The sequence below is a fragment of the Pseudomonas sp. MC6 genome (assembly GCF_054790575.1).
The window spans coordinates 5,277,237-5,292,342 of record NZ_CP186504.1 but is presented as its reverse complement, the minus strand read 5'-3'; the positions used below and the strand labels follow the sequence as shown (position 1 = coordinate 5,292,342).

The window sequence follows — 15,106 nt, the reverse complement described above, 5'->3', positions numbered from 1 at the left end:
GCTCAAGGAACGACCATGTCCCTCTCCATCGTCCACAGTCGCGCCCAGATAGGCGTGGAAGCCCCCGCTGTCACCGTCGAAGTCCATCTGGCCAACGGTCTGCCGTCGCTGACCATGGTCGGCCTGCCCGAGGCGGCGGTGAAGGAGAGCAAGGATCGGGTGCGCAGTGCGATCATCAACTCCGGGCTGCAGTTTCCGGCGCGGCGGATCACCTTGAATCTGGCGCCGGCAGATTTGCCCAAGGATGGCGGGCGGTTTGATCTGGCGATTGCCCTGGGGATTCTGTCGGCGAGTGTGCAGGTGCCGTGTCTGACGCTGGATGATGTGGAATGTCTGGGTGAGTTGGCGTTGTCCGGCGCAGTACGAGCGGTGCGTGGCGTGTTGCCGGCAGCGTTGGCGGCGCGCAAGGCGGGTCGTGCGTTGGTGGTGCCGCGGGCGAATGCCGAGGAGGCGTGTCTGGCCTCGGGGTTGAAGGTGTTTGCGGTGGATCATTTGCTGGAGGCGGTGGCGCATTTCAATGGGCATACGCCGGTTGAACCTTATGTCTCCGACGGGCTGATGCATGCCAGCAAGCCTTATCCCGACTTGAATGAAGTGCAGGGGCAAGTGGCGGCGAAACGGGCGTTGCTGATTGCTGCTGCGGGCGCCCATAACTTGCTGTTCAGCGGGCCGCCTGGGACGGGTAAGACATTGTTGGCGAGTCGCCTGCCGGGGCTGTTGCCGCCGCTGGCCGAGAGTGAAGCACTGGAGGTGGCGGCGATCCAGTCAGTCGCCAGTGGCGCACCGCTGACCCATTGGCCGCAGCGCCCATTCCGTCAACCGCACCACTCCGCATCCGGGCCGGCACTGGTCGGTGGCAGTTCAAAACCGCAACCCGGTGAGATTACCCTCGCCCACCATGGCGTGCTGTTTCTCGATGAGTTGCCAGAATTTGATCGCAAGGTATTGGAGGTTTTACGCGAGCCTTTGGAGTCGGGTCATATCGTGATTTCCCGAGCCAAGGATCGCGTACGTTTTCCGGCACGCTTCCAGTTGGTCGCAGCGATGAATCCCTGCCCCTGTGGATATCTTGGCGAGCCGAGCGGCAAGTGCTCGTGTACACCGGACATGGTCCAGCGCTATCGCAACAAGCTTTCGGGGCCGTTGTTGGATCGGATTGATCTGCACCTGACGGTGGCGCGGGAAGCGACGGCGTTGAACCCGCAGGTAAAGCCGGGAGAAGACAGCGCCAGCGCCGCAGCGTTGGTAGCCGAGGCGCGAGAACGGCAGCAAAAGCGTCAAGGCTGCGCCAATGCGTTTCTCGATCTGCCGGGATTGAAGCGGCACTGCAAGTTATCCACAGTCGACGAAGCCTGGCTGGAGTCGGCCTGTGAGCGTTTAACGCTATCGCTGCGTTCCGCGCACCGGCTTCTCAAGGTCGCCCGCACTCTGGCAGACCTCGAGCAAGTCGATGCAATCAAACGCGAACACTTGGCCGAGGCACTGCAATACCGGCCGGCGACGCCTTAATGCTCGGTCAGATCAACCAGCGGCGTCTGCCGCACTTCGGTCTCGCGCCCCGCCTGAATTTCGGTCACACGCTTCAAGGCCTTATCCACAGCACCTTTGTCCGCGAGCAGGCTGTAGCTGATCTGGAACTGTTTGTGTTCTTTCGGTGCAATGGTCGGCACCAGATTCAGCGGACGCTGATAGCGGCGGTTGTAAGAAAAACTGGTGCCCGGCTCCAGCCCCGTGACATAGCCCTGGCCTTGGGTATCGGTATTTTTCCACAGGGAGAACACCGGCAACTGCTGGGTATTGAAGCCAACAGAAACACCGAGGCTGCCCGTCTTGTTATGCAAAACGGTCAGGGTTTCGCCTTTGGCGTCGGCATAGGGCACGACGTTGTAGACGGTTTCGTCGTAGTCCTTGGTCGGTGCGCGGTAGGTCTGCCAGTCTGGCAAATCACCCTTGGCCTTGTCGTTGAACGGCGACACCTGTTTCACCGGAGCGGCAAATCGTGCGCCTTGCTCGAGGAACGGCGTACTGAAGTTGCTGTGATACAGCGCCTGGTATTCCTTCGGGTAATCGCCGTTGTTGGTCAGCGTATCGTTGAGGGCGAAGCGCACGCTGCCGGGCTCGGTGACCAGCTCAGTGACGACCGAGAAGTCGACTTTCTTGAACGCTTGCTCTTTCAGCTCGCCGCGCAGGCTGATGGCGTAGGGCGGCTTTTCGTCGATGTGCAGCGTGACCGTACTCGCCGGAATGTTGGCGGCGCGTCCGTGCAAGGTCAGCAGCTCACCATTATCGATGCCGGGATGGCCGACCCATTCGTAACCGCAGCGGGCGACCAGCTCATTGAAGCCTTCCAGCCAACCCAGCCCACCGCGTCCGTTGAGCTCGATGAAGGCCGGGTTGACCACGTCCTTGACCGGCGAATCCCAACCCATGCGCACGTTGCCGACAGAGGCTTGCAAGACATTCATGCCTCGGGTTGGTACCACCGAGAGTTTCATCGTGCCGTTATCGATATCAACGATGCTGACACCTTCCTGCCGCCCTCCGTGCAAGGTACGCAGGCTTACGGAGAAGGGTTTGTCGGTTTTCACACCGAGCTGTTCACTGGTGATGGTCCAGTTTTGCGCGGGCTTGTTGGTATCGAGAAGGACGTAATCCCATGCCATGGCGTGGGAAGCAGCAGTGAATGCGCCGAGGGCGACGGCGAGTTTGAGCGGGGTCATGGCAGCAGCCTTTATTGGAGTTGTGCCATTTTTATAGCGCTGCGGAAACGTTTCAGCAAGTGTATTAGACCGACAGATCGCATGTTCTGCCGAAGATCCTCAGTGATGCAATCGCGAGCAGGCTCGCTCCCACAGGGGATCCGGGTCTTCACAAAAACTGTGAATCACACCGAACACTGTGGGAGCGAGCCTGCTCGCGAAAGCTATTTCAAAGGCGCATCAACGAAAGCGATCAACCTCGGAACGCAGATCCGCCGCCAGCTTCTCCAGCTCTTTAGCCGTAACAGCCAGGTTCGACACAACCTCACGCTGCTCACTGTTGGCCAACGCAATGCTCTGCAAATTGCTGCTCAACAACGTCGCGGTGCTGCTCTGCTCCTGAGTCGCCGTGGTAATCGCGGCAAACTGTTGCCCCGCCGACCGGCTCTGCTCGTCAATACGTGCCAGCGCCGAGGCAACATTGGCATTGCGCGACAAACCTTCCTGCATCAGCACATTGCCCTGCTCCATGGTGCTGATCGCGTTACCGGTTTCCTGCTGGATGCTGTGAATCATGCTGGAAATTTCATCGGTGGCCTGACGAGTACGCGAAGCCAGGCTGCGCACCTCATCGGCCACCACAGCAAAGCCACGACCCTGCTCACCAGCACGGGCAGCTTCGATTGCTGCGTTAAGTGCCAGAAGGTTGGTCTGCTCGGCGATCGAGGTGATCACACCCACGATGCCGCCAATTTCCTGCGAGCGCTGACCGAGGGTGTTGATCACGGTGGCGGTGCTGTTCAGGGCGCCAGCGATTTGCTCCAGCGAGGACGACGCTTCTTCCATCGAGCTGCGGCCAATCTGGGTTTGCTGGGCGTTTTCCTGCGCCAGACGCTGGGTCGCGCCCATGTTGTCGGCAATGTTCAGCGACGTTGCGCTGAACTCTTCCACCGCGCCGGCCATGCTGGTGATTTCGCCAGATTGTTGCTCCATGCCTTCATAGGCACCGCCGGACAAACCGGACAGGGCCTGGGCACGGCTGTTGACCTCTTCCGAGGAGCGACGGATGTGCTCGACCATCGTCGACAGCGCCTGGCTCATCTGGTTGAAAGCGCGGGACAACTGACCGATTTCATCGTTGCTCGATACGTTCAGACGCACGCTCAGATCGCCAGCACCCAAAGCTTCGGCCTGACGCACCAGGTCACTCAGTGGCGCCAGTTTGCTGCGCAGCAGCCAGACCACAGAACCGACCGCCAACAGCATCGCCAACAGACTGCCGATCGCCAGTTGCGTACCGACGCTCCAGGTCACTGCACGGATTTCGGCTTTCGGCATGCTCGCCACCACCGACCACGGCCCGCCGTCGAACGGTACGGCAACGCTGTAGAAATCCTCGGATTTGTCAGCCCAGAACTGACCTTTGCCCGGCGTCTTGGCCAGACCAGTGATCACTGGAATCGACTGATCCAGCGCTTGCACACCGGCTGGCGCGACCAGCCATTTGTTCTGCTCGTCGAGCAGCGCCAGCGAGCCGGTCTGACCGATACGGAAACGCTTGAGGTTGTCGAACTGGGCGTTCTGCGCGTCGGTGTAGTCGAAACCGACGAACAGCACCGCAATCACCTTGCCGCTGCCATCGCGCACCGGGGTGTATTGGGTCATGTAGGAGCGCTCGAACAACAAGGCACGACCGACGTAGCTTTGTCCTGCCATCAGCTTCGCGTAGGCCGGGTGCGCGTGGTCGAGCAAGGTGCCGATGGCGCGCGTGCCGTCCTGCTTGGTCAGCGAGGTGCTGACCCGCACGAAGTCTTCGCCGCTGCGTACGAACAGGGTGGCGACGCCAGCGGTCATCTGTTTGAACTCGTCGACCTCCTTGAGGTTGTTGTTCAAGACTTCGCTGCCCAGGTGCAGACCCGGGGTCTGGGTGCCGGCCACCGTCACCGGTTCACTCGGGTGAATGCTCAGACCCGCGCTGAAGCGCTTCTCGAACAGTCCGCTCAGGCGCTGGGTGCTTTCACGCAGCGTGCCGTGAAAGGTACTCAGTTGGTCGGCCAGCAGCCGCGCCTCACTGGCCAGATGCTCTTCACGGGTGGCGAGGTTGGCGGAATCCAGCGAACGCAAGGCGAACACCGTACTGCCACTGATAACTATCGCCAGTATTACAGCGAGCGCGAGGCCCAGCTGCGAGGCGATCCGAGCGCGAGGTTGAGACATGGACAGCTCCTGGCCGAGCCACGGGATCCTCCTTGATCTCGACTCGGATAATTTTCTAATAGTGGGGGCGAATCGTGGATACCGGCACGACGGTTCCACTTGCTCATAGTCGGCGGGAAAACCGAATACTTGAGCGCGCAACGTGGGTATGGCGCAAGGCCGCTATTGTGGCGGCTCGAACGTTTCAGCTCAAGCGCTCAACCGCCGGCAGCTCCATGGCGCGGACTTCGCCTTGCAGAAAGTCGCTGAGGCGGCGCAAACGTTCACCTCCGGGACGGGTCTTTGGCCACACCAGATAATAATTCAGTCCGCTGGCGACGGCCGTCGGCCACGGCAGACTCAGGCGTCCTTGCGCGACGTCCTCGGCGACCATCAACAGATCACCCATCGATACACCGTAACCGCGCGCCGCTGCGATCATCCCTAACTCGAGGGTATCGAACACCTGTCCGCCCTTGAGCGACACCTGATCGGACAGCCCCATGTGCTCCAGCCAACTGCGCCAATCGCGACGGTCGGGCGTCGGGTGGAGCAATTCGGTGCAGGCCAGTCGAGCCAGATCCCATGGCTGATCATTCAGCAGGTTTGGCGCACCCACCGGAATCAGCTCTTCAGGAAACAGCAGGCTGGCCTCCCAGTCCGGCGGAAAATGCCCGTCACTCAACAACACAGCACAGTCGAAAGGCTCATCGTTGAAGTCCACCGAATCCACATCCATCCAGGCGCTGGTCAGTTGCACTTCGTTGCCCGGCTGCAAGTGGCGGAAGCGACTGAGTCGCGCGAGCAGCCAGCGCATGGTCAGGGTCGACGGCGCCTTCATGCGCAGAATGTCGTCTTCGGCGCGCAAGGTATTGCAGGCCCGCTCCAGAGCACCGAAGCCTTCGCGGATTCCCGGCAATAGCAGACGCGCCGCTTCGGTCAGTTGCAGATTGCGCCCGCTGCGATGAAACAGCCGACAGGCGAAGTGATCTTCGAGGGTTCGAATATGCCGGCTCACCGCACTCTGGGTAATCGACAACTCTTCAGCCGCACGGGTGAACGAGCTATGTCGCGCCGCCGCTTCAAATGCGCGCAGGGCATACAAGGGAGGAAGACGACGGGACATACAGAAAGCTCCTATAGCGGGATGCAGCCGGACTGACAGAATCTGCTCAGGATGAGTTTTACTCATGCCATCCATCCTTTTTATCCCTTTGTGCAACGCCTGCCAAGCGCCGAGAATCGACGGTCTCCTGTTCCCTCTGAAATCGAGTGGTGATGACCATGCAGCATCCTGTGCGTACCGAACTCTGGGCTATCCTGCGGCTGGCAGGGCCGTTGATCGCTTCACAGTTGGCGCACATGTTGATGGTGCTGACTGACACTTTAATGATGGCGCGCCTCAGTCCGGAAGCGTTGGCTGGCGGCGGACTGGGTGCGGCGACTTATTCGTTCGTGTCGATTTTCTGCATCGGCGTGATTGCGGCGGTCGGCACGCTGGTGGCGATTCGCAAGGGCGCCGGCGACATCATTGGCGCGGCACGCCTGACCCAGGCCGGGTTGTGGCTGGCGTGGCTGATGGCACTGGGCGCCGGCTTGCTGCTGTGGAACCTGAAACCGGTGTTGCTGCTGTTCGGCCAGACCGAAACCAACGTCAATGCCGCCGGACAATTCCTGATCGCCCTGCCCTTCGCTCTGCCCGGCTACCTCAGCTTCATGGCTTTGCGCGGCTTCACCAGTGCGATTGGCCGGGCGACGCCGGTGATGGTTATCAGCCTGGCCGGTACGGTGGCCAACTTCCTGCTCAATTACGCGCTGATCACTGGCATGTTCGGCCTGCCGAAAATGGGCCTGATGGGCATCGGCCTGGTCACGGCAATCGTTGCCAACTGCATGGCGTTGGCATTGGCCTGGCACATCCGTCGGCATCCGGCGTATGACGCTTATCCGCTGCGCGCGGGCCTGTCACGGCCGAATCGCCAGTACCTGAAAGAACTGTGGCGCCTCGGTCTGCCGATTGGCGGGACCTACGCTGTGGAAGTCGGTTTGTTCGCCTTCGCGGCGCTGTGCATGGGCACCATGGGCAGCACGCAACTGGGCGCACACCAGATTGCCCTGCAGATTGTTTCGGTGGCATTCATGGTGCCGGCGGGGATGTCGTACGCGATCACCATGCGTGTCGGTCAGCACTACGGTGCCGGGCAATTGAACGATGCGCGAATGTCCGGGCGGGTCGGGATCGTCTTCGGCGCCGTGGTCATGCTGGGTTTCGCCATGGTGTTCTGGTTGCTGCCGAACCAGTTGGTCGGGTTGTTTCTCGATCACAACGATCCGGCGTTTGCCGAGGTGATTCGCCTCGCGGTGAGCCTGCTGGCGGTGGCGGCGTGGTTTGAGTTGTTCGACGGCACGCAGACGATTGCCATGGGCTGCATTCGCGGACTCAAGGATGCGAAAACCACGTTCCTGGTCGGTCTCGGCTGCTATTGGCTGATCGGTGCACCGGCCGCGTGGTGGATGGCGTTCCACCTCAATTGGGGGCCGACGGGCGTCTGGTGGGGGTTGGCGCTGGGGTTGGCGTGTGCGGCGGTGAGTTTGACGCTGGCGTTTGAATGGAAGATGAAGCGGATGATTCGGCTGGAGCCTGCGTCATCAAGTCAGTTCACTGTCCCGCAGACCGACTGAGATCCCTTGTAGGAGTGAGCCTGCTCGCGATAGCGGTGTGTCAGACAACTCATCATTTCTGACACACCGCTATCGCGAGCAGGCTCACTCCTACATTGGTTATGTGCTCAGCTCACGATCTCGAGGGCTGACTGCTGGCTTGAGCCGAAGGTCAGATACTCAACCAGTTCCGCCAACGGCAACGGCCGGCTGATCAGATAACCCTGCACCTGATCGCAACCAAACCCGCGCAGCAGTTCTAGTTGTTCAGGAGTTTCCACCCCCTCCGCGACCACTTCCAGATGCAGGTTGTGCGCGAGATTGATCATCGCGTGCACCAGTTTGCGGTTTTCTTCGCGTTGTTCCATGCCGCCAACGAAGCTCTTGTCGATCTTCAACAAGGTGATCGGCAGGCTGTTGAGGTGCACGAACGAGGAAAACCCGGTGCCGAAGTCATCCAGAGAAAAGCGCACGCCGAGGCGACCAAGCGCATCCATGGTCTGCTTGACCAGATCGCTGCGGCGCATCACGGCCGTTTCGGTCAGCTCAAACTCCAGCCATTGCGCTTCGACGCCACGCTCTGCAATCAATCGGCTCAATGTCGGCAATAACTGACTGTCCTGGAACTGGCGGAACGACAGGTTGATCGCCATGTGCAGCGCCGGCAACCCGCGCTCGCGCAGCGCCTGCATGTCACGCAGGGCCCGGGAAATCACCCAGTAACCCAACGGCACGATCAAACCACTCTGCTCGGCCAGTGGCACGAATTCACTCGGCGGCAGCAGGCCGCGCTCGCTGTGCCGCCAACGTACCAACGCTTCGAGGCCAACAATCTGGCCATCCTGCATATTCAGACGGGGCTGGTAATGCAGCTCCAGCTCATCGCGGCGCAAGGCCCGGCGCAGTTCGCTTTCCAGATCAGCCATGCTCCGCGCGTTGCGGTTGATGCGTTCGTTGAAGATATGAAAAGTGCAGCCTTGGGTACTTTTTGCCTGCTGCATGGCGATGTGCGCGTGCCACATCAGCGGGTCGGCGCCGCCCTGCGCCCGGGCGTGGGCGATGCCGAGGCTGGAGCCGATCAGCAGGCTCTCGCCATCAACCCAGTAAGGTTCGGCGAGCGCTTCAGTGATGCGTTCGGCCATCCACTCGGCGCGCTGCGGAGCGCGGCGGGTGTCGATCAGCAAAGCAAATTCATCGCTGCCGAGGCGTGCCAGTTGATCGCCAGCCTCGAGCTGACTTTTCAGCCGCGCGACGACTTGCAGGATCAAGCGATCGCCGGCCTGATGGCCAAGCGCGTCGTTGGCGTGGCGGAAGTTGTCGAGATCAAGATGCCCGAGGGCCAGGCCGCGACCGTCGTTTTCCGCGAGGCGCGCGGCGAGCAAGGTCTGAAAACCCTGACGGTTGGCAATGCCGGTCAGCGGATCCTGTTCGGCCAGGCGTTGCAGCGTGGTTTCGAGAACGCCGCGTTCGCGTACATGGCGCAGGCAACGCCGTAGCATGCCGGCGTCGAGGGCGTCGAACACCAGCCAGTCACTGACGCCAACCGGCGCGGTGTCCGGCTCATGTTCCAGCAGCAAGACCGTCGGCAGGCTGCAACGGCCGGGTGCCGGTTGCAATGCCGGAAGGGTCAACAACACCGCATTGCGGTTGTCTTCGAACAAACTGCTGACCGACTCCCAGCTCGGCGCGCTGATCAGCACCGCCGCGCTCCCCATCGGAGCCAGACACTCGCGCAATAACGCTGTCCACGCAGGCTCTTCGGCCAGTAGCAGCAAACGCAAGGGTTCGACAGGCGTAGACAAGCTAGCTCCCTAGACTCTGCAATGATGTGGGCGGGGCATTATGCCGTTGCGATGTTCAATGACCAAATGACAACGGTTATCAAAACGTTATTTTGTGTCACGAATGAGAACATTAGCCGCAAAATCACCGCGCATCCTGCGTGAAAGTAACAAAACCGGCAAATTTGAATCGCGTGGTACGTCACAAGTCGGAGAGAGCAGCACAAATCGCTGAGCCTGTTAAAATGCCGGCCCATTTCGTCAACGACTCCCGAATTTTCGTATGTCCCGACTCAATCCCCGGCAGCAAGAAGCCGTGAACTACGTCGGCGGCCCTCTATTGGTGCTCGCCGGTGCTGGCTCCGGCAAGACCAGCGTGATCACGCGTAAAATCGCGCACCTGATCCAGAACTGCGGCATCCGCGCCCAGTACATCGTCGCCATGACCTTTACCAACAAGGCCGCGCGCGAGATGAAAGAGCGGGTCGGCACCCTGCTGCGCGCCGGTGAAGGTCGCGGCCTGACGGTCTGCACGTTCCACAACCTTGGTCTGAACATCATCCGCAAGGAACACGCGCGGCTGGGCTACAAGCCCGGTTTCTCGATCTTTGACGAGACCGACGTCAAGTCCCTGATGACCGACATCATGCAGAAGGAATACGCGGGCGAAGACGGCGTCGACGAAATCAAGAACATGATCGGCGCCTGGAAAAACGACCTGATCCTGCCGCCGCAGGCGCTGGAGAACGCGCGTAATCCCAAGGAGCAGACTGCCGCCATCGTCTACACCCACTATCAGCGCACGCTGAAAGCGTTCAACGCGGTGGACTTCGACGACTTGATCCTGCTGCCGGTAAAACTCTTCGAAGAACACGCCGACATCCTCGAAAAGTGGCAGAACAAAGTGCGCTACCTGCTAGTCGACGAGTATCAGGACACCAACGCCAGCCAATATTTGCTAGTGAAAATGCTCATCGGCAAGCGCAACCAGTTCACTGTGGTAGGCGACGACGACCAGTCGATCTACGCCTGGCGCGGCGCGCGCCCGGAAAACCTGATGTTGCTCAAGGACGACTATCCGTCCTTGAAAGTGGTGATGCTCGAGCAGAACTACCGCTCGACTAGTCGCATCCTGCGTTGCGCCAACGTGCTGATCTCGAACAACCCGCACGAATTCGAAAAGCAGCTGTGGAGCGAGATGGGCCACGGCGACGAGATCCGCGTGATCCGCTGCCGCAACGAGGACGCCGAAGCCGAGCGCGTGGCCATGGAAATCCTCAGCCTGCACTTGCGCACCGACCGTCCATACAGCGATTTCGCCATCCTTTATCGCGGTAACTATCAGGCCAAGCTGATCGAACTGAAGCTGCAGCACCATCAGGTGCCGTACCGCCTGAGCGGAGGTAACAGCTTCTTCGGCCGTCAGGAAGTGAAAGACCTGATGGCCTACTTCCGCCTGATCGTCAACCCGGATGACGACAACGCCTTCCTGCGGGTGATCAACGTGCCGCGCCGGGAAATCGGCTCGACTACGCTGGAAAAACTCGGCAACTACGCCACCGAACGCAAGATCTCGATGTACGCCGCCACCGACGAAATCGGTCTGGGCGAGCATCTGGACAGCCGCTTCACCGATCGCCTGTCGCGCTTCAAGCGTTTCATGGACAAGGTGCGCGAGCAGTGCGCCGGCGAAGACCCGATCTCCGCCCTGCGCAGCATGGTCATGGACATCGACTACGAGAACTGGCTGCGCACCAACAGCTCCAGCGACAAGGCTGCCGATTACCGTATGAGCAACGTCTGGTTCCTGATCGAGGCGTTGAAAAACACCCTCGAGAAGGACGAAGAAGGCGAAATGACCGTCGAGGACGCCATCGGCAAACTGGTCTTGCGCGACATGCTCGAACGTCAGCAGGAAGAGGAAGACGGCGCCGAAGGCGTGCAAATGATGACGCTGCATGCGTCCAAGGGTCTGGAATTCCCTTACGTGTTCATCATGGGCATGGAAGAAGAAATCCTCCCGCACCGCTCCAGCATCGAAGCCGACACCATCGAAGAAGAACGCCGCCTGGCCTACGTGGGCATCACCCGCGCGCGCCAGACCCTGGCCTTCACCTTCGCCGCCAAGCGCAAGCAGTACGGCGAGATCATCGACTGCGCGCCCAGCCGCTTTCTCGATGAGCTGCCGCCGGACGATCTCGCGTGGGAAGGCAACGACGACACACCCACCGAAGTCAAAGTCGTGCGCGGCAACAGCGCATTGGCTGATATACGCGCGATGTTAAAGCGCTAGAATTGACCCCTTTTTACTAGACCTTCGGCGCACAAAGCGCCAAAAGAGGACAGCTTCATGGAAGCATTGCAGCAGAAAATCCGCGAACAAGGCATTGTGCTTTCCGACCAGGTCCTGAAGGTCGATGCCTTCCTGAACCACCAGATCGACCCGGCCCTGATGAAGCTGATCGGCGACGAATTCGCCTCGCTGTTCAAGGATTCGGGCATCACCAAGATCGTCACCATCGAAGCCTCGGGCATCGCCCCGGCGATCATGACCGGTCTGAACCTCGGCGTGCCGGTGATCTTCGCCCGCAAGCAACAGTCCCTGACCCTGACGGAAAACCTGCTGTCGGCGACCGTTTACTCGTTCACCAAAAAGACCGAAAGCACCGTGGCCATCTCCCCGCGCCACCTGACCAGCAGCGACCGCGTGCTGATCATCGACGACTTTTTGGCCAACGGTAAGGCCTCGCAAGCGCTGATCTCGATCATCAAACAGGCCGGCGCGACCGTTGCCGGTCTGGGCATCGTCATCGAGAAGTCGTTCCAGGGCGGCCGCGCCGAACTGGACTCGCAGGGCTACCGCGTTGAATCGCTGGCCCGCGTGAAATCGCTGACAGGTGGCGTGGTCACCTTCATCGAATAAAGCCACACCGCAGCCCCCCCCTGTAGGAGTGAGCCTGCTCGCGATAGCGGAGTGTCAGTCGACATCTTGTTTGACTGATACACCGCCATCGCGAGCAGGCTCACTCCTACAGTTGTTTTGGGTCAGGCAGTTATTGCGCGGTGGCTTTCAGGCCGGTGAGGAGCAGGCGCTGGAACAGGTCTTCTTTCAGGCCTTCCGGGTTTGTAAGTTGCATGCGCTCAAGGTGCTCGGGGTATAGCGAAGCCTCCGGCGCATCGAGAGCTGCCTTGCCCAGCTCCAGAATCTCGGTGAGTTTGAATTTGCTCTTCAGCCAATTCAGCGCACGCAATAGATCCCGTTCGATCGCGGTGAAATCACAGCCCAGCGGATACTCGGGAAACAGGTTCGGATGGCGTGCGGCGATGGCTTGCAAACGCTGAGGCGTGTTCTCGGTGAAGCGCGGATCGAGACGGAAATCCTTTGGCAGCTTGCCGACTTTTTGCGCTTGCTCGATCAGGCCCTGCTGGAAGCGTGAATCGCTGATATTCAGCAGCGATTCAATGACGACCGCATCGGATTTACCGCGCAAATCAGCGATGCCGTACTCTGTGACGACGATGTCGCGCAGGTGCCGTGGGATCGTGCAATGGCCGTATTCCCAAACGATGTTGGAGCTGACGTCGCCACCGGACTCACGCCAGCTGCGCAGGATCAGAATCGAACGCGCATCGTGCAGCGCGTGCCCCTGCGCGACGAAGTTGTACTGCCCGCCGACACCGCTGAGTACTCGGCCATCTTCCAGTTGATCCGCCACGCCAGCGCCAAGCAGGGTCATGGTGAACACGGTGTTGATGAATCGCGCGTCGAGGCGCTGCAGACGCTTGAGTTCTTCCTGCCCGTAGAGCTCGTTGATGTAGCTGATGCGGGTCATGTTGAATTCGAGGCGTTTGCTCAGTGGCAGCTCACGTAAGCGCTCGTAAAAACTGCGCGGGCCAAGGAAGAAACCGCCGTGCACCGAGATGCCGTCAGTTTGCGCGGCCTCGTCGAGGGTGCCGGCGTTGGCCTGTTCCTGAGTCTGCACGTCGGGGTAGACCTTGCGCCGAATAATTCCCGCGTCCGCCAATACCAGCAGGCCATTGACGAACATTTCGCTGCAGCCGTAAAGGCCTTTGGCGAATGGCCCAGTGCCGCCCTCGCGGTTGATCAATTGCGCCCATTGGCTGAGGTTGATGTCGTCGAGCAACGCCTTATAACCGGTGTTATCCGCCTGACGCGCCAGCAATGCGGCGGTCAACGCGTCGCCCATCGAACCGATGCCGATCTGCAACGTACCGCCGTCGCGCACCAGCGTACTCGCGTGCAAGCCAATGAAATGATCCTGAAAACCGACGGGCATGTTTGGCGTGGAAAATAGCGTGCTGCTGTCCTTCGCGTCGATCAGCAGGTCGAAGGTGTCGATATCGACTTCGGCGTCGCCGGGCATGTACGGCAGATCGGTGTGCACCTGGCCGACCAGCAAAATAGTCTCCCCGGCCTCGCGACGCTTGGCGATCATCGGCAACAGGTCGAGGGTGATGTCCGGGTTGCAGCTCAGGCTCAGGCGATCCGGATGTTCGCTGCTGCTGGCGAGCAATTGCGCCACCAGATTCAGCCCGGCGGCGTTGATGTCGCGCGCGGCGTGGCTGTAGTTGCTGCTGACGTAATCCTGCTGGGTCGGCGCGCTATTGAGCAGGCTGCCGGGCTGCATGAAGAACTGTTCGATGCGAATGTTGGCGGGCAGGCTGTCGCGGTGCAGGTCGGCGAGGAAATCGAATTCCGGGTAGTCACCGAAGACGCGTTCGACGAAGGGTTCGATAAAGCGCTTCTGCAAACCGTCACCCAGGTTCGGCCGGCCGAGGCACAGCGCGGTGTAGATCGTCAGTTGCCGCTCGGGCAGGCTTTTGATCCGCCGGTACAGCGCGTTGACGAAGTGATTGGGCTTGCCCAGGCCCAGCGGCATGCCCATGTGGATATGCGCCGGCATGCGTGCCAGCACGTCGTCCACTGCCTGTTCGATCGAACACAACTGCACCATCTGAAGCCTCCTGCCCGTTCCGTGAATAGGGGTAGACCGAGCTTGCCTTGAGTTTGCTGCAATGAACAGCTTGGAGATTGGATCAGTGTTTTTTCCAGATTCGTTTAGGGCCTTAAACCGTCACCCTCACCCTAGCCCTCTCCCGGAGGGAGAGGGGACTGAATGGGGGATATTGGGGAGGTACGCCGACGTGAAATAGCTTTGTTGAATCCATAATCGCTAAGGTCTTTCAGGTCGATGTCGGAACCTCGGTCTGCCCCCTCTCCCTCCGGGAGAGGGCTGGGGTGAGGGGTTCTTGAATCGCGCCCACAAAAAAACCGTCCGAAGACGGTTTTTTTCGTCAGAAGTGCGCCTTACTTCAGGCCGGACATCTTCTCGATTGCGCCTTTCAGGTCGGCGTCGGAGCAATCGGCGCATGTGCCTTTAGGCGGCATGGCATTGATGCCGGTGATGGCCTTGGCCAGGATGCCGTCGAGGCCGCCCTGGTGATCGGCTCGTTCTTTCCAGGCTGCGGTGTCACCGATTTTCGGCGCGCCTAACAGGCCGGAGCCATGGCAAGCGTTGCAATGTTTGGCAATGATTGAGTCTGGAGTCTTGGCATCACCGCCGCCGGCAGTCGCAGCCACTTCCATCCCTTTGCATTCCTGCCCCTGAACACACACCTGGCCGACTGGCTCGAGGCGCTTGGCAATGTCGTCATTCGTCGCAGCTTGAGCGCTGACAGCCCAGAGGGCCAATACGGTTGCTGGTGCAGCCAGCATTTTCATAATTAGGTTCACGCGTTCACCCTCAA

Annotated in this window: 10 protein-coding genes; 4 read left to right on the top strand and 6 right to left on the bottom strand. The window is 60.2% G+C overall.

Features of this window, described 5'->3' with window-relative positions:
* Positions 1–15 precede the first annotated feature (15 nt).
* Positions 16–1,509: a YifB family Mg chelatase-like AAA ATPase gene (locus ACOYXE_RS23595; protein WP_405122666.1), complete on the top strand. Its 1,494-nt coding sequence runs from the start codon at positions 16–18 to the stop codon at positions 1,507–1,509.
* Here ACOYXE_RS23595 and ACOYXE_RS23590 read toward each other — a convergent pair.
* The 3 genes from ACOYXE_RS23590 to ACOYXE_RS23580 form a co-directional block, all read right to left on the bottom strand.
* Positions 1,506–2,720 carry an aldose 1-epimerase family protein gene (locus tag ACOYXE_RS23590; RefSeq protein WP_460926727.1) on the bottom strand — a complete coding sequence of 405 codons (1,215 nt, stop codon included), beginning with the start codon at positions 2,718–2,720 and terminating at the stop codon, positions 1,506–1,508. The genes ACOYXE_RS23595 and ACOYXE_RS23590 overlap by 4 nt on opposite strands.
* Before the next feature lie 219 nt (positions 2,721–2,939).
* The gene (locus tag ACOYXE_RS23585; protein ID WP_460926726.1) at positions 2,940–4,916 is read right to left on the bottom strand and encodes a methyl-accepting chemotaxis protein; all 1,977 of its coding nucleotides are present in this window, start codon (positions 4,914–4,916) and stop codon (positions 2,940–2,942) included.
* Positions 4,917–5,100: 184 nt separating this feature from the next.
* Positions 5,101–6,021 (bottom strand): LysR substrate-binding domain-containing protein, encoded by a 921-nt coding sequence (locus tag ACOYXE_RS23580; RefSeq protein ID WP_160059903.1) that lies wholly within the window; start codon positions 6,019–6,021, stop codon positions 5,101–5,103.
* 158 nt (positions 6,022–6,179) lie between these two features.
* Here ACOYXE_RS23580 and ACOYXE_RS23575 point away from each other — a divergent pair, with 158 nt between their 5' ends.
* Positions 6,180–7,577, top strand: coding sequence for a NorM family multidrug efflux MATE transporter (locus ACOYXE_RS23575; protein ID WP_160059904.1), 1,398 nt, complete (start codon positions 6,180–6,182; stop codon positions 7,575–7,577).
* Between the two features lie 107 nt (positions 7,578–7,684).
* Here ACOYXE_RS23575 and ACOYXE_RS23570 read toward each other — a convergent pair whose 3' ends face one another.
* Positions 7,685–9,358: a putative bifunctional diguanylate cyclase/phosphodiesterase gene (locus tag ACOYXE_RS23570; RefSeq protein WP_160059905.1), complete on the bottom strand. Its 1,674-nt coding sequence runs from the start codon at positions 9,356–9,358 to the stop codon at positions 7,685–7,687.
* A 262-nt stretch (positions 9,359–9,620) separates the two neighbouring features.
* On the opposite strand from ACOYXE_RS23570, the gene rep reads away from it, so the two are divergent.
* On the top strand, positions 9,621–11,630 hold the full coding sequence (gene rep / locus ACOYXE_RS23565; RefSeq protein WP_008086063.1) for a DNA helicase Rep: 2,010 nt from the start codon (positions 9,621–9,623) through the stop codon (positions 11,628–11,630).
* Between the two features lie 57 nt (positions 11,631–11,687).
* Positions 11,688–12,260 (top strand): xanthine phosphoribosyltransferase, encoded by a 573-nt coding sequence (locus ACOYXE_RS23560; RefSeq protein ID WP_034152041.1) that lies wholly within the window; start codon positions 11,688–11,690, stop codon positions 12,258–12,260.
* A gap of 130 nt (positions 12,261–12,390) precedes the next feature.
* Here the strand turns inward: ACOYXE_RS23560 and ACOYXE_RS23555 are convergent, their stop codons facing one another.
* Positions 12,391–14,313, bottom strand: a complete 1,923-nt coding sequence (locus ACOYXE_RS23555; RefSeq protein WP_460926725.1) for an acetyl-CoA hydrolase/transferase C-terminal domain-containing protein — start codon at positions 14,311–14,313, stop codon at positions 12,391–12,393.
* A gap of 353 nt (positions 14,314–14,666) precedes the next feature.
* On the bottom strand, positions 14,667–15,080 hold the full coding sequence (locus tag ACOYXE_RS23550) for a c-type cytochrome (protein WP_102901447.1): 414 nt from the start codon (positions 15,078–15,080) through the stop codon (positions 14,667–14,669).
* Positions 15,081–15,106 lie beyond the last annotated feature (26 nt).